This window comes from Pseudomonas sp. D4002, assembly GCF_013385665.1.
GTDB lineage: Bacteria > Pseudomonadota > Gammaproteobacteria > Pseudomonadales > Pseudomonadaceae > Aquipseudomonas.
Window position 1 is genome coordinate 1 of record NZ_JACAPN010000046.1, and the last position, 19,168, is coordinate 19,168.

A 19,168-nucleotide genomic window follows, 5' to 3' on the forward strand; every position below is an offset into this window, starting at 1 on the left:
TGTCCGGTCCGTACACGCTTTTCAAAAGTGACCCGCTGTAAGAGCGGAACCATAAGCCGCCGTTACCTAAATAACGGATATGTACTCAACCCCAATCAAGAATAAGCCACCCGAGCAGCCCCAACCCCAAGCCCCTCCCGAAACGCCAAATAATGCTTCAACACCTGCACCGGCGCCTCAATCTGCGGGTAGTGCCCAATATTCGCCAGCAACACCGTATCCGCGTGCGGCACCAGCTCACGATAACGCTGAACCATATGCCCCCCGGAAATCGGATCAACCTCCCCATCGATCACCCGCAACGGCACCTCCCCCCGCTGCATGGCCGCCACCCATCGATCCCGCTGCCGCCGACGCTGAGGAATATACGCAATCAACTTGTGCAAAATCCGCGGCCCATCCTGGCTCTCGATCAAGCTCCAGAAATCATCCAGCGCACTCTCACTGGGCCGAGTCGCCGGCCCGAAAATCTGCCCGAAACTATTGGCCAGCGCATTACGCCCAAACGCCCGCCCGATCATCCACCCCAACGGGCTCAGCAACAGCTTCTGCACCAACGCCGGACGATGCGTCTCCGGAAACAACCCACCGTTGAGAAACACACAACTGCCCATCCGAAACCGGCCTTCGTAATGCCGCGCCAACAATTCCTGCGCAACACTGTCACCGTAATCATGAGCCAGCACATGCACCGGCTGCTGCACCCAAAGATGCTCCAGCAACGCCTGTTGCAAGTCCGCCTGCTCCAGCAGGCAATAGGTGTGGTCCAGCGGCTTGGCCGAATCGCCAAACCCCAGCATGTCGCAGGCAATCACTTGATAGCGCTGGGCCAACGGCTGCCAGAGGTAATGCCAATCCCAACTGGCCGTGGGAAAACCATGGATCAGCAGCAACGGCTCGCCCTGCCCCGCCACCCAGTACCGAATGGTGCGGCCGCGAAACTCAAAGCTCTGGGCACGCTGGCGCCAGATGCGCAGCGGGATCTCGGCGAGTGGCATCAGCTTTTATACCCGGGGTCGAGTGCATCGAGTTTGCGCAGCAACGCCGGCCACGCCAGCGCGCCGCCCATGCCCTGAGCGCTTTTGGTGACCCCAGCGATCATCGCCCGGGCACCGGCCAATATCTGCGGCGCAATGCTGATCAGTTCAGCGCCACCGTTCTGCGCCATCACCTGGATATCGCAGGTGCGCTGGAAGATGAACATCATCAGGAACGTATCGGCGATGCTGCCGCCACAGGTCAGCAGACCGTGGTTGTGCAGCATCAGGAAATTGTTTTCGCCAAGGTCGGCCTGCAAACGGGCCTTTTCCTCGTGGTTCAGCGCCACACCTTCGTAGGCGTGATAGGCCAGGCTGGACAGCACGAACAACGATTGCTGGCTGATGGGCAGCACGCCCTGTTTCTGCGCGGAGACGGCAATGCCGGAAGCGGTGTGGGTGTGCAGCACGCAGACCACATCGTGCCGTACTTCGTGCACCGCACTGTGGATGGTGTAGCCCGCCGGGTTGACCTCGTAGGGACTGTCCATCAGCTTGTTGCCGGCCTGATCGACCTTCACCAGGCTCGACGCGGTGATCTCGTGGAACATCAGCCCGTAGGGGTTGATCAGGAAGTCTTCGGTGCCCGGCACCTTGGCCGAGATGTGGGTGAAAATCAGGTCGTCCCAACCATGCATCGCCACCAGGCGATAGCACGCGGCGAGGTCGACGCGGGCCTGCCATTCGGCCGCGCTGACCTGGTCTTTTACACTGTGTGTCGATTGAACAGTGGCTAGGCTCACGGCAATGACCTCCTTGGCGCGCTTATTATTGTTTTTTTGAGTGAAGAGGCAGTCTAGTCAGACCTCGAGGCCGCCGTAGTTGCATTGGCAGCCAGCTTGATGACCGAACGGGTCAGTCCTGAGGATAGTTCGATTTTGTTCTGCGCGTGTCAGAGAAGCGACGCCAATAAAGGCGCGGCGAACAGGTTGAGCAAGCCGGTCAGCACCATTACCAGGCCCGCCACGGAGCCTTCCTCGCCGCCCACTTCATGAGCCCGGCTGACACCCGCGCCATGAGCGCCCACGCCAAACAATGCGCCACGAGCCAATGGCGTGCGCAACGGCAACCACTTGAGCAGTACGCCGCCGAGCATGGCGCCAAACACCCCGGTGAACATCACGAACACCGCCGTCAGTTCCGGCACGCCGCCCAGGTCGGAAGACACCGGCATCGCGAACGGGGTGGTGATCGAACGGGGCACCAACGACATCGTCACCGAGCTGTCGAGAGCGAGGGCCTTGGCCAGGCCATACGAAGTGGCGATGGACGCCGCGCTGCCCGCGACCATCCCCAGCAATAACGCTGACCAGTGGCGCACCAGCAATTGGCGCTGTTGCCAGATCGGAATCGCGAACGCCACGGTCACCGGGCCCAGCACCAGCATCAGCCAGTGGGTGTCTGTGGCGTATTCGGCATAGGCGGTTTTCATGGGCACGGCCACCGCCAGCAGCAGCGCCGGCACCAGGATCAGCGGCGATAGCAGGTAGCGCCCGGTGCGCCGGTAGATCCACCGGCTGAAGCCGTAGGCACCGAGGGTCAGCGCCAGCCAGAACATCGGCATCAGCTCAAGCTTCATGGCGCAGCTTCCAGCGGCAGACGAATTCCACGGTAAACGCAGTCACCAGCATCACCGACAAGGTGCTGAAGCCGATGACCAACATGATCCGCCAGCCGTCGTGCTTTACCAGGCCACCGTAGTCCAAGAGGCTCATCAACGCAGGAATGAAGAACAGCAGCATCTCCGCCATCAGTACACCGGCGCCCAGTTGCAGAGCCGCCGGTTTTACCAGGCCGGTGGCGAAGGTCAGCAACAACAGGCCCAGGCCGATCACACCACCGGGAATAGGCCAGCTCAGCCAGGCGGCCAATTGGCAGCCCAGAAAATATATGGCCAGCAGCACAATCAGTTCAGTCAACAACCGACCGACGACTTTGAAGGTGAAACGTTTCATGAGCTTTGGGTCCTCGCAGGGCTCCCATTTTAAAGAGGCCCCTGGCATCCCCACAGCGAATTGTTAGACTGCAAGCTATTCCAAACTGGAATCATGTCGATGGAATTTAAACAACTGCGCAGCTTTGTCGAAGTGATCCACCGCGGCGGCTTTACCCAGGCCGGCAAAACCCTGCACATCAGCCAATCCGCCGTCAGCAAGCAGGTGGCACAACTGGAGCAAAGCCTGGGCACGCCGCTGCTGGATCGCCTGGGTTCGCAGATTCGCCTGACGGCTGCCGGACAAGTGGTGCTGCAGCGGGCGGAGGCCATGCTGCGCCAGCAAACCGAATTGCTCAGTGAGCTGGATGACTTGAATCAGTTGACCCGTGGCGAGTTGCGCATGGGCCTGCCGCAGTTGGGCGGCGACACGTTGTTCGCCGGGCTGTTTGCCGAATACCGCCGCCGTTATCCGAACGTCACCATCCAGTTGCTGGAAGGCGGCAGCCGCAATATCGAGCAGGCGATCTTGAGCGGAGAGCTGGAAGTGGGCGGCAGCCTGATGCCCAGCGACCCGGCATTCGCCTGGCAGGCATTCTGCGATGAACCGCTGGATGCCCTGCTGCCGATGGACCATCCATTGGCCGATAACGCGCAGATCCGCCTGGAGGAGTTGGCTGACACGCCGTTCCTGATGTATCAGCGCAGTTTTGTGTTGAACGACCGCCTGCTACAGGCCTGTCAGCAACTGGGCTTCACCCCGAAGGAAAGTGGTCGCAGCGGCCAGGCGGATTTCCTTGCGGCCCTGGTGGCCGCCGGCCAAGGCGTGGTGCTGCTGCCCAGCGTAGTAGCCCGGGGCCTGATAAGGCCCGGGGTGGTGCGCCTGACACTCAAGGCGCCGGACTACCTGCGCTGGGACATTGCCTTTATCTGGCGTGAGGGTGCCTACCTGTCGAAAGCCGCCCAGGCCTGGCTGGCGTTATTGCGCGAGTTCCCGGTCAACCGCGCAGTGCAGTAACCAACTCGGCCAGCCACGGCTCGGCGTCGGCTTCCGGGGTCACGCTTTCGCTGGCGTCCAGGCGCAGCATCGGCAGCACTTCGTGCACGCCCAACTCGGCAAACAGCTCGCGCATTTGCTCGCCGCCCCCGCAGAAGGTGTCGCCATAGCTGGCGTCGCCCAGCCCGATCACCGCGCCTGGTAGTCCGCGCCAGGCGGCCGGCAGTTGGTCGCGAATGGTCGAATACAGCGGTTGCAGGTTATCGGGCAATTCGCCCATGCCGGTGGTGGAGGTCACGGCTAAAAAGGCCTCGGGGGCAAAACCCTGCACATCGGCCAGGGTGGCGCGCGGGTTGTGCCAGGCGTCGAAACCGGCAGCGTTGAGAATGCTTGCAGCGTGACGGGCGACTTCTTCAGCGGTGCCGTACACCGAGCCGGAAAGGATGGCGACTTTCATCAATCTGATCCTGTAGCTGACTAAAAGCCTGGGATATTAACAGCTGGGGCCAGTGGACAGGCTGCCGGCATGTCTTAAACTTCGAATTCCCAAGACAAGCCATGGACCGCTCAATGATTAACGCCAAGCTGATGCAACTGGTGATCAACGCTTCCAACGACGGCATCGTTATCGCCGAGCGCGAAGGCAAGGATATGCCACTGATTTACGTAAACCCGGCGTTCGAGCGCATGACCGGCTACACCCTCGACGAAATCCTCTATCAGGATTGCCGCTTCCTGCAATCGGGTGACCGTGACCAGCCGGGCCTGATGGCGATTCGCGAAGCCCTGGAGAGTGGCGGCGCCTGCCGGGAAATCCTGCGCAATTACCGCAAGGACGGCACACATTTTTGGAACGAGCTGTCGTTATCGACGGTTTACAACCCGGCCGACAAACAGACCTATGTGGTCGGCGTGCAGAAGGATGTGACCGTTCAGGTCAAGGCCCAGCAGCGTGTCGCGCAACTGGAAGCCCAGTTGGCTGACCTCAAGGCGGAGCTTGCGGCACTCAAGGCGACGAGCGGATCTAACAAAAACTAGAAAACGCGGTCTTTAAAGAGATAATGGCGTTTTAATACCTTTTTCTTGAGCAAGATCAATGCAACGCGACGCGCTTTTGACGCAGGACGAGCTGGATTTTATTCAGACCATGCACCATAACCCGCAACTCAATGTGCGGGACGCGTCGTCGAGCCTGACGGTCAATGGCGGTGCGCAGATTCGAGATCTGCTCACCCGCCTGGCCGCCCATGACCATGTCACCCTCCAGGCCCAATTCGACAACCAGCAAATGACGTTTCCGCTGCAATTGGTGGAAGACGAGTTTCATGCCGTGCATCTGCGGCTGGGTGTACCGAGTATTTTCGAAGACGGGCCGATGATCCGCCCGTGGCGCCTGGCGCTCGAAGAGCCGGTACCCCTGGAAAACATCAAGGGCCAGCCCGGTGCGCTGTGGGTGCATGAGGTGTCATTCAAGGGATTGCTGGTGGAAATTCGCGGGCGGATCAAGGCGCCAAGAACCTTTTCGCTGTGGTTCAGTCCGTCCGGGTACGAGCGCATTTCGGTGCGGGGCACGCTGGAACGGGAAACTGCCCGAGGATTGTTCGCCTACCGCCTGAGCCAGAACGATGTGGATGAGACCGAGCGCCTGCGCCAGTTTATCCTGCAGCAACATCGCCTTTTTCACCCCGAAGTCCACGCCTGAAGTCAGGTATCCAGGTTACCGCGCAGAAACTGCTGCAAGCGGCGCTGCATCAATCGCCCTTCGTTACCCAGGCAGCCAACGGATGAACCCGCCAGTTGTTCCTGCGCCAACTCCGCCGCATCGCCGGCCAGCAACAGTGGGCAATCCAGGGTCAGGGCCAACCGTTCAAGGCGCCGAGGCAAGCCATTGGCCGGCGAGTGATTGGAGAACACCACAAGGGCTTGTGGCCTGGTTTTTTCACAGACAAGGGTCAATTCATCCATCGGCTGGCCCACAGCCAGAACCTTGACCGCCAACTCGTCACCGCTCATCAACAGGCCTGCGACCAACAACTCCAGCTCTCGGCACTCCCCCGCAATGGCGGCCAGCAATACCCGCGGCGCCGCTGAGGCACAGCCTATCTGCAGGCGTTTCCAGGTTCGGCTGCGCAGGAATCCATCAAAAAACAGCCATTCACTGGTTTGGCCAAACAACCCCTGATGTCGCAACAGTTGCTGCCAGAGGGGCATCAGGATGTCCTGGAACACCACCGCGACCGGGTAGGCAGCGAAAATCTGGCCATACAACCGGTCCAGTTGCCGGTCGTCGAAGGCACCGACGGCCGTTCGCAACTGCGCCTGCCATTGGGCCCACTCATGCTCTGCACCTGCCGGCGAAGCAGCCGCCGCTTCGACTTGATGATCGTCGCGGGCGAGGATCTTGCCGACCTTGCTCACGGCCACGCCACGCTCGATCCAGTCAAGAATGCGATGAACGGTCTCGATATCGGTGCGCGAATACAGGCGGTGCCCACTTTCGGTGCGAACCGGGTGGATCAGCCCGTAACGCCGTTCCCAGGCACGCAAGGTGACAGGGTTGATGCCTGTCAATCTCGCGACTTCGCGAATCGGAAACAGCTCATCGGAATCGGCAGGGTTGCCAAGGGCCATGTCGGGACGTGAAGCAGTCATTACAGACATCAGGGCATCAATATACTGTCAGGAACTTGGATCCCATTTAACGCCCATACAGCTGTCCGATTCAAGGTCTTCGACAAGCCGACCAATGTCGCTGGTGTATTTCTGCAAAACAGGAATAATCCTTGCCTGTTTTTTCAACGTGGCTGCTTACCCCGCAGCTTCGTTCGTGCGCCGCCTACCCGGCCCAGTGCACCTGATCCTTATGGAGATACACAATGTCTACCTCCCCCGTCACCCTGATGGTTGCGCGCCGCGTGGCCAAGGGCCGCTATGAAGAGTTGATGGCCTGGCTGCGCGAAGGCGAGCAATTGGCCACGGACTTCCCCGGTTACCTGGGTTCAGGCGTGCTTGCACCGCCGCCCAACGATGACGAGTTCCAGATTATTTTCCGCTTCGCCGACGAAAAAACCCTGCATGCGTGGGAGTTTTCCGCCTCCCGTGGTGCATGGCTCGGGCGTGGCAGTGAGCTGTTTGCTGCGCCGTCGGAGCATCGCGTACGCGGTATCGACGGCTGGTTTGGCGCCGCCGCCGCACGTCCGCCGCGCTGGAAGCAGGCCGTGGCCATCTGGCTGGCATTTTTCCCGGTGTCGCTGCTGTTCAACTTCGGCCTTGAGCCGCTGCTCAGCGAGTTGGGGTTGCTGAGCCGTGTGCTGGTCAGCACCCTCGCGCTCACGCCATTGATGGTTTACTTCTTTATCCCGTTGTCGACCCACCTGCTGGCCGGTTGGCTGCATCCGGCGCCAGCCCGGGTAAAGGCCACCGAAGCCGCTGCTTGAGTACAAGGGAGGCCGCTCGCTGGTATAGTTTTAGCCTGCCAGCGACTCGAGCCTCCCATGTCTTCAACACCCGCCCCGATCCTGATCACCGGTGCCGGCCAGCGCGTCGGCCTGCATTGCGCCCAGCGCCTGCTGGACGAAGGGCAGCCAGTGATTTTCAGCTACCGCAGCGAACGTCCCGGCGTGCAAGCCTTGCGCGAACGCGGTGCGATCGGTGTGTTTGCCGACTTCTCCAATGAGACCGGTATTCTCGCCTTCATCGACGAACTGAAGACGCACACCCAAAGCCTGCGGGCGATCATTCATAATGCCTCGGCCTGGGAAGCGGAAGCGCCCGGCGACGAGAGCCGCGCCTTTACCGACATGTTCAGCGTGCACATGCTTGCGCCGTACCTGATCAACCTGCATTGTGCTTACCTGCTCCAACGCTCCACGCCTGCGGATATCGTGCACATCAGCGATGACGTGACCCGCAAGGGCAGCCGCCAGCACATTGCCTACTGCGCCACCAAGGCCGGGCTCGACAGCCTGACCTTGTCGTTTGCCGCGCAGCTTGCACCGGATATCAAGGTGAACGGCATTGCCCCGGCAATGGTGATGTTCAACGAGGGCGACGACGCGGCCTACCGCGCCAAGGTCCTGGCCAAGGCGGCACTGGGCATCGAGCCCGGCCCCGAGGTGATTTACCAGAGCGTGCGCTACCTGCTGGATAACCCTTATGTCACCGGTACCACCCTGACCGTCAACGGCGGGCGGCATATCAAGTAAGCCGTTTGCGAGGATGTTGTATGACTTTGTCCCTGCCCCACCACTACCGCGAGATCCTCAAGGGCCTGGGTGAAGACCCCGAGCGCGAGGGTTTGCTCGACACGCCAAAGCGTGCCGCCAAGGCCATGCAGTACCTGTGTCACGGCTACGAGCAGAACCTGGAAGAAATCGTCAACGGTGCGCTGTTTTCCTCCGACAACGACGAGATGGTGATCCTCAAGGACATCGAGCTGTATTCGCTGTGCGAGCATCACCTGCTGCCCTTTATCGGCAAGGCCCATGTGGCCTATATTCCGACCGGCAAGGTGCTCGGCCTGTCGAAGCTGGCGCGTATCGTCGACATGTTCGCCCGTCGCCTGCAGATCCAGGAAAACCTCACGCGCGAAATTGCCGACGCCATCCAGACGGTGACCCAGGCCGCCGGCGTGGCGGTGGTGATCGAAGCCAGGCACATGTGCATGATGATGCGCGGTGTCGAAAAACAGAATTCAACCATGAACACCTCGGTGATGCTCGGCGCCTTCCGCGAGTCGAACACCACGCGCATGGAGTTCCTGCAACTGATTGGACGGAGCAAGTAGCAATGCCACAACTTCAGCCAGGCATGGCGCGCATCCGGGTCAAGGACCTGTGCCTGCGCACGTTTATCGGGATCAACGAGGATGAAATCCTCAACAAGCAGGATGTGTTGATCAACCTGACCATCCTGTATGCCGCCCAGGAAGCCGTGCGCGACAACGACATCGACCACGCGTTGAACTACCGCACCATCACCAAGGCGATCATCGCCCATGTGGAAGGCAACCGCTTTGCCCTGCTGGAGCGCCTGACCCAGGAGATCCTCGACCTGGTGATGAGCAATACATCGGTGCTGTACGCCGAAGTCGAAGTCGACAAACCCCATGCGTTGCGTTTTGCCGAATCGGTGTCGATCACCCTGGCGGCCAGTCGCTAACCCTTACCTTTGCAGTGAGCATCATGAACGATCAACAACGCCTCGAACTCGAAGCCGCCGCCTTCCGCCGGCTGGTGGCCCACCTGGACAGCCGCAAGGATGTGCAGAACATCGACCTGATGAACCTCTCGGGCTTCTGTCGCAACTGCTTGTCCAAGTGGTACAAGGCCGAGGCCGACGAGCGCCAGATCGAGCTGAGCCTCGATGACGCCCGTGAAGTGGTGTACGGCATGCCGTACGCCGAGTGGAAAGCCCAATACCAGCAAGAAGCCAGTGCCGAACAGCAAGCGGCATTCGCCAAAGGAAAACCCCATGACTGACCTGAACACCCTGCGCGCCAGCCTCAACAGTGGCGAACATGTTTTTGCCGATACCCTGGCCTTTGTGGCTGCGGGTTACGACTACCAGCCACAAGCGTTCACCAATGGCAGCGTGGAAAACGCCGCCGGGCAGAACGAAGGTTCGTGCAAGACCCTGGGCCTGGCGCTGCTGGAAGGCTTGAGCGACCAGGAAGCGCTGTTGGCGTTTGGCGAGCATTACCGTTCGGTGCTGGCCACGCCTGAAGGCAGTGACCATGGCAACATTCGTGCGCTGATCGAGCATGGGTTGGCGGGTGTGAAGTTTGCCGCACAGCCACTGACCCGCAAATCCTGAGTCAGACATAGATCAAAATGTGGGAGCGGGCTTGCTCGCGAAAGCAGAGTGTCAGTCAATACATCGGGTGACTGACACACCGCTTTCGCGAGCAAGCCCGCTCCCACATTTGGACTGCGGTGATCATCAAATCCCGTGCATAAAAAAACCGGCCTCGCAGCCGGTTTTTTTGTTTCTGCGGTTTAGAACGAAGCGTCCTTCAAACCGTCGAGGTAACGCTCGGCATCCAGTGCCGCCATGCAACCGGCGCCGGCGGAGGTGATCGCCTGGCGGTACACGTGGTCGGCCACGTCACCGGCAGCGAAGATACCTTCGATGTTGGTGGCAGTCGCATTGCCTTCACGGCCGCCCTGCACGATCAGGTAACCATCTTTGGCATCCAGCACGCCTTCGAACAACGAGGTGTTCGGAGTGTGGCCGATGGCGATGAACACGCCGTCGACTTTCAGCTCGTCGAAGCTGCCGTCGTTGTTCTTCAGGCGAGCACCGGTCACGCCCATGTTGTCGCCCAGGACTTCATCCAGGGTGGCGTTGAGTTTGAGGATGATCTTGCCTTCGGCCACGCGGGCATGCAGCTTGTCGATCAGGATCTTCTCGGCGCGGAAGGTCTCGCGACGGTGAACCAGGGTCACGGTGCTGGCGATGTTGGCCAGGTACAGCGCTTCTTCCACCGCGGTGTTGCCGCCACCGACCACAGCCACTGGCTTGTTGCGGTAGAAGAAACCGTCGCAGGTTGCGCAGGCGGAAACGCCCTTGCCCATGAACGCTTCTTCCGACGGCAGGCCCAGGTAACGAGCGCTGGCGCCGGTGGCGATGATCAGCGCGTCACAGGTGTACACGCCGCTGTCGCCGGTCAGGCTGTAAGGCTTCTTGGAGAAGTCGACCTTGTTGATGTGATCAAACACGATCTCGGTTTCGAAACGCTCGGCGTGCTCTTTCATGCGCTCCATCAGCACCGGGCCGGTCAGGCCGTGGACGTCGCCCGGCCAGTTGTCGACTTCAGTGGTGGTGGTCAACTGACCGCCCGCTTGCATGCCGGTGATCAGCAACGGCTTGAGGTTGGCCCGGGCAGCGTAGACGGCAGCGCTGTAACCGGCAGGGCCGGAACCGAGAATAATCACTCGCGAATGACGGGTATCAGACATGACTCACTCCTATCGACCGCCCGGACTACAGAACGGCTGGAATAAAAAAGGACCGCGAAGCACTTGGGGAAGGCTTGAACTCGCAGATCCTGAAAATAATGGGTGCAGCGTATAGAGGGAGGCAAGATTAAGGAAATACGGATTAACAATCCAGCTCATAGGTGGTCTCTATCCCATGCCTTCTATTAATCGACACCTTTGTTACCGTTAATGTCGCGATGCGGGCCGTGCTTTCCCGGTACTCCCAAAGCCGGTAAGGTCGGCGCGTTCGCCCCTATTGCCCGGAGTTATCCATGCCCGCCCCCGTTCTTTCAGGCCCACAGTACCTGCGCGAAGGTCTCAAACTGGTACTCAGCCCCGGCCTGCGGCTGTTTGTGCTGCTGCCGCTGGCAATCAACCTGATCCTGTTCGTCGGATTGATCTACTTCGCCGGCCATCAGTTCAGCCTGTGGGTCGACACGCTGATGCCGACCCTGCCGAGCTGGCTGAGCTTCCTCAATTACCTGCTGTGGCCTTTATTTGTGGTGCTGGTGGTGCTGATGGTGTTTTTCACCTTCACCATGCTTGCCAACATCATTGCCGCGCCGTTCAACGGCTTTCTGTCGGAAAAGGTCGAAGTGGTGGTGCGCGGCACCGATGATTTCCCGGCGTTCAGCTGGGGCGAACTGGCGGCCATGGTCCCGCGCACCCTGGCCCGGGAAATGCGCAAACTGGGTTACTTCCTGCCCCGGGCTATCGGCCTGTTTATCCTGTCGTTCATCCCGGTGGTCAATCTGGTGGCGGCGCCGCTGTGGCTGCTGTTTGGTGTGTGGATGATGGCGATCCAGTACATCGACTACCCGGCGGACAACCACAAGCTGGGCTGGAACGAAATGCTCGCCTGGCTGCGCCAGAAGCGCTGGCAGAGCATGAGTTTTGGCGGCATCGTCTACCTGGTGCTGCTGGTGCCAGTGGTCAACCTGCTGATGATGCCGGCAGCGGTGGCTGGGGCGACGTTGTTCTGGGTGCGTGAGCAAGGCGCCGAGGCCATGGCCATTAAAAAGGCCTGAGCCGTCACAAATCCATCATCCAAAAGACACAATGACGACATGGCCCACGCCGACACTGTGGGTCATGACGACAGCTTCGCTCCACATCACCCTGATCACCGAAACCTTCCCGCCAGAGATCAACGGGGTGGCCAATACCCTTGGCCGCCTGTGTGACGGTTTGCGCGCGCGCGGGCATCAAGTCGAACTGGTTCGCCCACGACAGGGCAGCGACCAGAGCCGGCCCAGCGACGACGGCCTGATGCTCTGTCGCGGCTGGCCGCTGCCGGGCTACCCGGGGCTGCAATGGGGCCAGTCGTCGATGCACAAGCTGTTGCGGCGCTGGACCCGCCAGCGCCCGGATGTGTTGTATATCGCCACGGAAGGGCCGCTGGGTTTGTCGGCGTTGCGGGCGGCGCGGCGCCTGGGGATCAGCGTGGTGAGTGGCTTTCACACCAACTTCCAGCAGTATTCCAACCAGTACGGCCTGGGCATGCTGAGCCGGGTGCTGACCCACTATCTGCGCTGGTTCCATAACCGCTCGACCCTGACCCTGGTGCCCAGCGCCAGCCAGCGACTGGAGCTGGAGCGGCGCCATTTCGAGCGCCTGGGCATGCTCGCGCGCGGTGTCGACAGCCAGCTGTTTCACCCGGCCAAACGCGACAATGCGTTGCGTGAAAGTTGGGCACTGACCAGTGAGCAAACTGCCGTGCTGCATGTCGGCCGCCTGGCCCAGGAAAAAAACCTCGGGTTACTCAAGCGCTGTTTCGAGACGCTGCAGGACACCTATCCACTGCGCCAGATGAAACTGATCATCGTCGGCGATGGCCCGCAACGGGCGATGCTGGAAAAGGAACTGCCGGAGGCGATTTTCTGCGGCACCTTGCGCGGTGAAGAACTGGCCCGGCATTACGCGTCCGGGGATGTGTTCCTGTTTCCCAGCCTGACCGAAACCTTCGGCAACGTGGTGCTGGAGGCCATGGCTTCAGGGTTGGGCGTGGTGGCATACGACCAGGCGGCCGCAACCCAGCACATTCGCCATGGCTACAGCGGCGTGCTGGCGATGCCGGGGGATGAAGAAGCGTTTTGCGATGCGGCCAATTGGCTGCTGGAAGAGCGCGAGAGCTTGCGCCGGGTGCGGCTCAATGCCCGGCAACACGCCAGCCGTCAGGGTTGGCCGGCGATTATCGAGCAGTTTGAGCGCCAATTACGCGGGGTGTGCGAGGACGAGCAACCGGTGCCCGCCCTGTCGCCCCTTACACCAACGTCGTCAACGCCTCACGACTGAACGGCAGGATGTCGCCTTCACGGCCTTCGCGAACCTTCAGTGCCCAATCCGGATCCACCAGCAGCGCACGGCCCACAGCGACCAGGTCGAACTCGTCGTTGTTCAGGCGCTCCAGCAGTTTTTCCAGGCTGGCGGGTTGCGCCACTTTGTCGGTGTTGACCATGAACTGCAGGAACTCGCCATCCAGGCCGACGCTGCCCACGGTGATGGTCGGCTTGCCGGTGAGCTTGCGGGTCCAGCCGGCCAGGTTCAGCTCGGAGCCTTCGAATTCCGGTTCCCAGAAACGGCGGGTGGAGCAGTGGAAAATATCCACGCCAGCGTCAGACAGCGGCTTGAGGAATTCACCCAAGGCTTCCGGGGTTTGCACCAGGCGCGCGGTGTAGTCCTGCTGCTTCCACTGGGAGAAACGCAGGATGATCGGGAAGTCCGGGCCCACGGCGGCGCGGACGGCCTGGATCAATTCGATGGCGAAACGCGAACGGTTGGCCAGGCTGCCGCCGTATTCGTCGGTGCGCTGGTTGGTGCCTTCCCAGAAGAACTGGTCCACCAGGTAGCCATGGGCGCCGTGGATTTCAACGCCGTCCATGCCGATGCTCTGGGCATCCTTGGCAGCCTGGGCGAACGCGGCGATCACGTCCTTGATGTCTTGCACGGTCATGCCGTGGACGACGACGTTGCCGTCCTTGAGTTTTTCGGTGGGGCCGTAAGCCGGCACGCTGGCATCCGGCTCGGTGCCGATGCGCCGTACGCTGCCCACATGCCACAGTTGCGGAACGATCTTGCCGCCTTCGGCATGTACCGCGTCGACTACTTTCTTCCAGCCGGCCAGGGCGGCTTCACCGTAGAAGTGCGGGACGTTCGGGTAGCCGTTGGAAGCCGGGTGGCCGACCACGGTGCCTTCGGTGATGATCAGGCCTACACCGGCGGCGGCGCGGCGGCGGTAGTACTCGATCACTTTGGAGTTGGGCACGCCACCCGGAGAAAAGGAACGGGTCATCGGCGCCATGACCACGCGACTCGGCAGTTGCAGTGCACCGAGCTGGAACGGTTTGAACAAGGCTTGGACAGGCATGGGAGCACTCCATCGGAAAGGAATTTATGATGTGGATAATATGGAGTGTGCAGCGTGTTGGATAGCACTATTGATTGGGGTGATTAAGGGGTAAAAGCGGGAGGGCATGGGGCTGCTTCGCAGCCCAGCGGGAGCAAGCTCCCTCGCCACAGCAAGCTCCCTTGCCATAGGAAACTCCCTGCCACAGGAAGCTCCCTTGCCACAGAAACTCACTCGACAATGCTGAAAGTATCAGCTCAATGCTTTTTCGATCGCCTGAATAATGGAGGGGTCATCCGGCGGTGTACGCGGCGAGAAACGCGCCAGCACCCGGCCGTCCTTGCCCAACAGGAATTTCTCGAAGTTCCAGGTGATGTCCCCGGGAAATTCGGCGCCCTCGCCCGCCAGCAATCGATACAGCTGGTGGCGATCGTGGCCATTCACCTCAAGCTTGCTGCCCAGGGGAAAGGTCACGCCGTAGTTGAGGCTGCAGAATTTCTGGATTTCTTCTTCAGTACCCGGTTCCTGCCCGGCAAATTGATTGCACGGCAGCCCGAGTACGGTGAAACCCTGGTCTTTGTATTGCTGATAGAGGTTTTCCAGCGCGGCGTACTGTGGGGTCAACCCACATTTGGAGGCGACGTTGACCACCAGCACGACTTGCCCCTTGAAGGGCGCCAGAGGCAGCTCCTGACCATCCAGGGCTTTGAGTTTAAGGTCGTGGAAAGCACTCATGACGAACTCCAGATATCCCATGTTCTTCGTAACGGCCATTCGAGATTACAGCCGCCAAGTCGGCAAGAATAGCCGCCAAATGAAAAAGGCGCCCGAAGGCGCCTTTTTCCAACTGACAGAGCGTCGCTCAGTCAATTAATGGTGGTGACCACCTTCGCCGTGCACGTGGCCGTGGGCCACTTCTTCCTGGGAAGCGTCACGGATAGCGACGATCTTCACCTGGAAGTTCAGGCGCTGGCCAGCCAGCGGGTGGTTGCCGTCGACGGTCACGTCGTCGCCGTCCAGGTCACGGATGGTGACGATTTGCATCTGGCCGTCCGGAGCGGAAGCGTGGAACTGCATGCCCACTTCCAGCTCGTCGACACCTTCGAACATGCTGCGGCTCAGGGTGCTGACCAGTTCGGCAGCGTATTCGCCGTAGGCATCTTCAGGTTCTACGGCAACGGTCAGTTCGTCACCGACCTCTTTGCCTTCCAGGGCCTTTTCCAGGCCCGGGATGATGTTACCTGCACCTTGCAGGTAGACCAGCGGCGCGCCGCCGGCAGAACTGTCGATGACCTCACCAGCGTCGTTGGTCAGGGTATAGTCAATGGAGACAGCCTTATTGGCGGCGATCGGCATGGGGCGAGACCTTTTGCAGAAGAATGAAGAACGGACAAGTCTAAACAAGGATTTGCCCGAAAGCGAACACAACCCGGACGGACGGGGTCGAACAACTGACCCGACGGTCGTCGGATTTCACCAGGACGAAGACCGGCACTGGGTCGTCGAGCTTTCCTGCGGCCACACCCAGCACCTGCGCCACCAGCCACCCTGGCAATCCCGGGCCTGGGTCACGGACCCGGCGCAACGCCTTGAAAAAATAGACAAGCCCTTTACGTGCGGCTGGTGTGCGCAAGGCTCAGATAAAGATAACCTTGGCACCTGATTCCCGGTAGGCAGCCAGCCATAGGCCGCCACCGAAGCCATGCACCTCCAGAGAATTCGCATGCAGACTTTTTTTATCGCGCCCACCGATTTTGGTGTGGGTCTGACCTCCATCAGCCTTGGGCTGGTGCGCACCCTTGAACGGGCCGGGCTGAAAGTCGGCTTCTTCAAACCGATTGCCCAGCCGCACCCCGGCGACACCGGCCCCGAGCGCTCCACCGAGCTGGTAGCCCGCACCCACGGCCTGAAACCGCCCCAGCCTCTGGGCCTGGCCCATGTCGAACGGATGCTCGGCGACGGCCAGCTCGACGAGCTGCTGGAAGAAATCATCACCCTTTACCAGCAAGCCGCCGTGGGCAAGGACGTGCTGATCGTCGAAGGCATGGTGCCGACCCGCAGTGCCAGCTATGCGGCCCGGGTCAACCTGCACCTGGCCAAGAGCCTGGACGCCGAGGTGATCCTGGTCTCGGCCCCGGAAAACGAAGTGCTGACCGAACTCTCCGGCCGCGTGGAATTGCAGGCCCAGCTGTTCGGCGGCCCGAAAGATCCAAAAGTGTTGGGCGTGATCCTCAACAAAGTGCGCACCGACGAAAGCATGGAGGCGTTCTCGGCACGGCTCAAAGAGCATTCGCCGTTGTTGCGCAGCGGCGATTTCCGCCTGTTGGGCTGCATCCCCTACCAGCCGGAACTCAACGCCCCGCGCACCCGCGACGTGGCCGACCTGATGGGCGCGCAGATCCTCAACGCCGGTGACTACGAAACCCGGCGCATGACCAAAATCATCATCTGCGCCCGCACCATGCGTAACACTGTGGAGCTGCTCAAGCCCGGCGTATTGGTGGTGACCCCCGGCGACCGCGACGACATCATCCTCGCTGTCAGCCTGGCCGCCATCAACGGCGTGCCGTTGGCCGGCCTGCTGCTGACCAGTGACACCCTGCCCGACCCACGGATCATGGACCTGTGCCGGGGCGCGTTCCAGGCCGGTTTGCCGGTGCTGTCGGTGAGCACTGGCTCCTACGACACCGCCAACCAGCTCAACAGCCTGAACAAGGAAATCCCGATTGATGACCGCGAACGTGCGGAGATCATCACCGATTTCGTCGCCAGCCACCTCGACGCCCGCTGGCTGCACCAACGCTGCGGCACGCCGCGGGAGATGCGCCTGTCGCCGGCGGTGTTCCGTTATCAACTGATCCAGCGCGCCCAGGCGGCCAACAAGCGCATCGTGTTGCCCGAAGGCAGCGAGCCGCTGACCGTGCAGGCCGCCGCCATCTGCCAGGCACGCGGGATCGCCCGTTGCGTACTGTTGGCCAAGCCGGCCGACGTGGAAGCCGTAGCCCGCGCCCATGGCATCGAGCTGCCCGAAGGCCTGGAGATTCTCGACCCCGACCTGATTCGCCAGCGCTACGTGGAACCGATGGTGGCCCTGCGCAAAACCAAAAGCCTCAACGCGCCGATGGCCGAGCAGCAACTGGAAGACACCGTGGTGATCGCCACCATGATGCTCGCCCTGGATGAAGTGGACGGCCTGGTCTCCGGCGTCATCCACTCCACTGCCAATACCATTCGCCCGGCCTTGCAACTGATCAAGACCGCGCCGGGCTGCACCCTGGTCTCGTCGGTGTTTTTCATGCTGTTCCCCGAGCAAGTGCTGGTATACGGCGACTGCGTGATGAACCCGCACCCCAGCGCGGCGGAGCTGGCGGAAATCGCCCTGCAAAGCGCCGACTCGGCCGCCGCATTCGGTATCACGCCACGGGTGGCGATGATCAGTTACTCCAGCGGTGATTCGGCCACGGGCGAGGAGGTCGAGAAGGTCCGCGAAGCCACCCTGCTCGCCCACGAAGCCCAAAGCTCGCTGCTGATCGACGGCCCGTTGCAGTACGACGCCGCCGCCAACGAAAGCGTGGCCCGGCAACTGGCGCCCAACAGCCTGGTGGCGGGCAAGGCCACGGTGTTCGTGTTCCCGGATCTCAACACCGGCAATACCACCCACAAGGCGGTGCAGCGCAGCGCTGATTGCGTGAGCCTGGGGCCGATGCTGCAAGGCCTGCGCAAACCGGTGAACGACCTGCCCCGCGGGGCGCAGGTGGACGACATCGTGTACACGATCGCATTGACCGCGATTCAAGCCGCCAACCGACCTATGGATGTCTAAATGCTGGATTTTCTACCTGCCGCCGTGCGCGGGGTGATCGCCTCGCTGTTGCTGGCGTTGAATACGATTTTGCTGTGCTCGTTCCTGTTTATCGTGGCGCTGTTCAAGGCGCTGCCGTTTGCCAAGCGCTTCAGCGAATGGCTGATGAACCAGACCCACGAGGCCTGGATCAGCAACAACAAGGCCTGGATGAACCTGGTGCGACGCACCCGCTGGCACCTGAAAGGCCTGGAAGGCCTGGACTATGAACACTCATATCTGGTGACCAGCAACCACCAGAGCTGGGTCGATATCATGGTGCTGCAATACGTGCTCAACCGGCGCATTCGCCCGCTGAAGTTCTTCCTCAAGCAAGAGTTGATCTGGGTCCCGGTGATTGGCTTGGCGTGGTGGACGCTGGGCTTCCCGTTCATGAAGCGCTACACCAAGGCGTACCTGGAAAAGCACCCGGAGAAGAAAGGCAAGGACCTGGAAACTACCCGCAAGACCTGCGCGAAGTTTCGCCACAACCCGGTGGGCATTTTCAACTTTGCCGAAGGCACGCGGTTTACCCCGGGCAAGCATGCACAGCAACAGTCACCGTTTCGCTACCTGCTCAAGCCCAAGGCCGGCGGCATTGCCTTTGTGCTGGATGCCATGGGTGAACAGCTGAAGTCGCTGGTGAACGTGACCATTCACTATCCTGGTGGGCGCCCCGGTTATTGGGATTTGCTGTGCGGGAATGTGAAGGACGTTGTCGTGCAGTTTGAAGAGGTGCAGATTCCGGCCGAGTTTATCGGCAAGAATTACGAGCAGGATGGGGAGTATCGGTTGGCGTTCCAGGGCTGGATCAACCGGTTGTGGGAAGAGAAGGATGTGCTGCTCGCCAAATTGCACACAGATTATCCCGCCAGTCACTGATCAAAATGTGGGAGCGGGCTTGCTCGCGAATGCGGTGTGCCAGCCTATACATGTGGCGGCTGACACTCTGCTTTCGCGAGCAAGCCCGCTCCCACGTTTGACCGAGTTGTTTCCAAGGCCCCATAAAAAAGCCCGCCAACATGGCGGGCTTT

At 60.8% G+C, this 19,168-nt stretch carries 24 protein-coding genes; 14 read left to right on the forward strand and 10 right to left on the reverse strand.

Annotation, left to right across the window (positions count from 1 at the left end; genetic code table 11):
- Positions 1-95: 95 nt before the first annotated feature.
- From HX824_RS27785 to HX824_RS27800, 4 genes are all read right to left on the reverse strand, one after another.
- Complete coding sequence (locus HX824_RS27785; RefSeq protein ID WP_102368142.1) at positions 96-998, reverse strand: alpha/beta fold hydrolase; 903 nt, start codon at positions 996-998, stop codon at positions 96-98.
- Entirely contained in the window at positions 998-1,780 is a 783-nt protein-coding gene (locus HX824_RS27790) for a class II aldolase/adducin family protein (protein ID WP_003208491.1), read from the reverse strand. The genes HX824_RS27785 and HX824_RS27790 overlap by 1 nt, the downstream gene beginning before the upstream one ends.
- Positions 1,781-1,929: 149 nt before the next feature.
- The gene (locus HX824_RS27795; RefSeq protein ID WP_003208490.1) at positions 1,930-2,616 is read right to left on the reverse strand and encodes an LrgB family protein; all 687 of its coding nucleotides are present in this window, start codon (positions 2,614-2,616) and stop codon (positions 1,930-1,932) included.
- Positions 2,606-2,992, reverse strand: a complete 387-nt coding sequence (locus HX824_RS27800) for a CidA/LrgA family protein (RefSeq protein ID WP_008432321.1) — start codon at positions 2,990-2,992, stop codon at positions 2,606-2,608. Before HX824_RS27800 ends, HX824_RS27795 begins: the two co-directional genes overlap by 11 nt.
- A gap of 99 nt (positions 2,993-3,091) precedes the next feature.
- On the opposite strand from HX824_RS27800, the gene HX824_RS27805 reads away from it, so the two are divergent.
- Positions 3,092-3,988 (forward strand): LysR family transcriptional regulator, encoded by an 897-nt coding sequence (locus HX824_RS27805; RefSeq protein WP_003208487.1) that lies wholly within the window; start codon positions 3,092-3,094, stop codon positions 3,986-3,988.
- Here the strand turns inward: HX824_RS27805 and HX824_RS27810 are convergent.
- Positions 3,969-4,424, reverse strand: a complete 456-nt coding sequence (locus HX824_RS27810) for a flavodoxin (RefSeq protein ID WP_003208486.1) — start codon at positions 4,422-4,424, stop codon at positions 3,969-3,971. The two genes, HX824_RS27805 and HX824_RS27810, sit on opposite strands and share 20 nt — an antisense overlap.
- Before the next feature lie 113 nt (positions 4,425-4,537).
- Between HX824_RS27810 and HX824_RS27815 the strand changes: the two genes are divergently transcribed.
- Both HX824_RS27815 and HX824_RS27820 read left to right on the forward strand, forming a co-directional pair.
- A complete protein-coding gene (locus HX824_RS27815; protein ID WP_008432316.1) occupies positions 4,538-5,005 on the forward strand; it encodes a PAS domain-containing protein in 468 nt (155 codons plus the stop codon).
- A gap of 58 nt (positions 5,006-5,063) precedes the next feature.
- Entirely contained in the window at positions 5,064-5,669 is a 606-nt protein-coding gene (locus HX824_RS27820; protein WP_003208483.1) for a hypothetical protein, read from the forward strand.
- A gap of 2 nt (positions 5,670-5,671) precedes the next feature.
- Here the strand turns inward: HX824_RS27820 and HX824_RS27825 are convergent, their stop codons facing one another.
- Positions 5,672-6,598 (reverse strand): MerR family transcriptional regulator, encoded by a 927-nt coding sequence (locus HX824_RS27825; RefSeq protein WP_003208481.1) that lies wholly within the window; start codon positions 6,596-6,598, stop codon positions 5,672-5,674.
- Between the two features lie 245 nt (positions 6,599-6,843).
- Between HX824_RS27825 and HX824_RS27830 the strand changes: the two genes are divergently transcribed.
- From HX824_RS27830 to HX824_RS27855, 6 genes are read left to right on the forward strand one after another with little or no spacing between them, the layout of a single operon-like run.
- Positions 6,844-7,404, forward strand: a complete 561-nt coding sequence (locus HX824_RS27830) for an antibiotic biosynthesis monooxygenase (RefSeq protein ID WP_008432309.1) — start codon at positions 6,844-6,846, stop codon at positions 7,402-7,404.
- A 57-nt stretch (positions 7,405-7,461) separates the two neighbouring features.
- Positions 7,462-8,172, forward strand: a complete 711-nt coding sequence (folM, locus tag HX824_RS27835) for a dihydromonapterin reductase (protein ID WP_008432306.1) — start codon at positions 7,462-7,464, stop codon at positions 8,170-8,172.
- Positions 8,173-8,192: 20 nt separating this feature from the next.
- A complete protein-coding gene (gene folE / locus HX824_RS27840) occupies positions 8,193-8,753 on the forward strand; it encodes a GTP cyclohydrolase I FolE (protein WP_003208476.1) in 561 nt (186 codons plus the stop codon).
- Positions 8,754-8,755: 2 nt separating this feature from the next.
- A complete protein-coding gene (gene folX / locus HX824_RS27845) occupies positions 8,756-9,127 on the forward strand; it encodes a dihydroneopterin triphosphate 2'-epimerase (protein WP_003208474.1) in 372 nt (123 codons plus the stop codon).
- A gap of 23 nt (positions 9,128-9,150) precedes the next feature.
- Positions 9,151-9,447, forward strand: coding sequence for a DUF1244 domain-containing protein (locus tag HX824_RS27850; protein WP_003208473.1), 297 nt, complete (start codon positions 9,151-9,153; stop codon positions 9,445-9,447).
- Entirely contained in the window at positions 9,440-9,781 is a 342-nt protein-coding gene (locus HX824_RS27855) for a HopJ type III effector protein (protein ID WP_008432300.1), read from the forward strand. The genes HX824_RS27850 and HX824_RS27855 overlap by 8 nt, the downstream gene beginning before the upstream one ends.
- A 182-nt stretch (positions 9,782-9,963) precedes the next feature.
- Here the strand turns inward: HX824_RS27855 and trxB are convergent, their stop codons facing one another.
- Positions 9,964-10,926: a thioredoxin-disulfide reductase gene (gene trxB, locus HX824_RS27860; protein WP_003208470.1), complete on the reverse strand. Its 963-nt coding sequence runs from the start codon at positions 10,924-10,926 to the stop codon at positions 9,964-9,966.
- A 293-nt stretch (positions 10,927-11,219) separates the two neighbouring features.
- Between trxB and cysZ the strand changes: the two genes are divergently transcribed.
- Entirely contained in the window at positions 11,220-11,975 is a 756-nt protein-coding gene (cysZ, locus tag HX824_RS27865) for a sulfate transporter CysZ (protein ID WP_003208468.1), read from the forward strand.
- A 64-nt stretch (positions 11,976-12,039) separates the two neighbouring features.
- Positions 12,040-13,242, forward strand: a complete 1,203-nt coding sequence (locus tag HX824_RS27870; RefSeq protein ID WP_008432296.1) for a glycosyltransferase family 1 protein — start codon at positions 12,040-12,042, stop codon at positions 13,240-13,242.
- On the opposite strand, the gene HX824_RS27875 is transcribed toward HX824_RS27870, so the two are convergent.
- From HX824_RS27875 to HX824_RS27885, 3 genes are all read right to left on the reverse strand, one after another.
- Positions 13,211-14,314, reverse strand: coding sequence for an NADH:flavin oxidoreductase (locus HX824_RS27875; protein WP_003208465.1), 1,104 nt, complete (start codon positions 14,312-14,314; stop codon positions 13,211-13,213). The genes HX824_RS27870 and HX824_RS27875 overlap by 32 nt on opposite strands.
- Positions 14,315-14,545: 231 nt before the next feature.
- Entirely contained in the window at positions 14,546-15,028 is a 483-nt protein-coding gene (locus HX824_RS27880; protein ID WP_102606072.1) for a glutathione peroxidase, read from the reverse strand.
- 135 nt (positions 15,029-15,163) lie between these two features.
- Positions 15,164-15,649 carry a peptidylprolyl isomerase gene (locus tag HX824_RS27885; RefSeq protein ID WP_003208457.1) on the reverse strand — a complete coding sequence of 162 codons (486 nt, stop codon included), beginning with the start codon at positions 15,647-15,649 and terminating at the stop codon, positions 15,164-15,166.
- Between HX824_RS27885 and HX824_RS27890 the strand changes: the two genes are divergently transcribed.
- The 3 genes from HX824_RS27890 to HX824_RS27900 are packed head-to-tail and all read left to right on the forward strand — an operon-like array spanning position 15,618 to position 19,016.
- Positions 15,618-15,956: a DUF3565 domain-containing protein gene (locus HX824_RS27890; RefSeq protein ID WP_003208456.1), complete on the forward strand. Its 339-nt coding sequence runs from the start codon at positions 15,618-15,620 to the stop codon at positions 15,954-15,956. The two genes, HX824_RS27885 and HX824_RS27890, sit on opposite strands and share 32 nt — an antisense overlap.
- A 60-nt stretch (positions 15,957-16,016) precedes the next feature.
- Positions 16,017-18,116: a phosphate acetyltransferase gene (pta, locus tag HX824_RS27895; RefSeq protein WP_003208454.1), complete on the forward strand. Its 2,100-nt coding sequence runs from the start codon at positions 16,017-16,019 to the stop codon at positions 18,114-18,116.
- Positions 18,117-19,016 (forward strand): acyltransferase, encoded by a 900-nt coding sequence (locus tag HX824_RS27900; RefSeq protein WP_003208452.1) that lies wholly within the window; start codon positions 18,117-18,119, stop codon positions 19,014-19,016.
- Positions 19,017-19,168 lie beyond the last annotated feature (152 nt).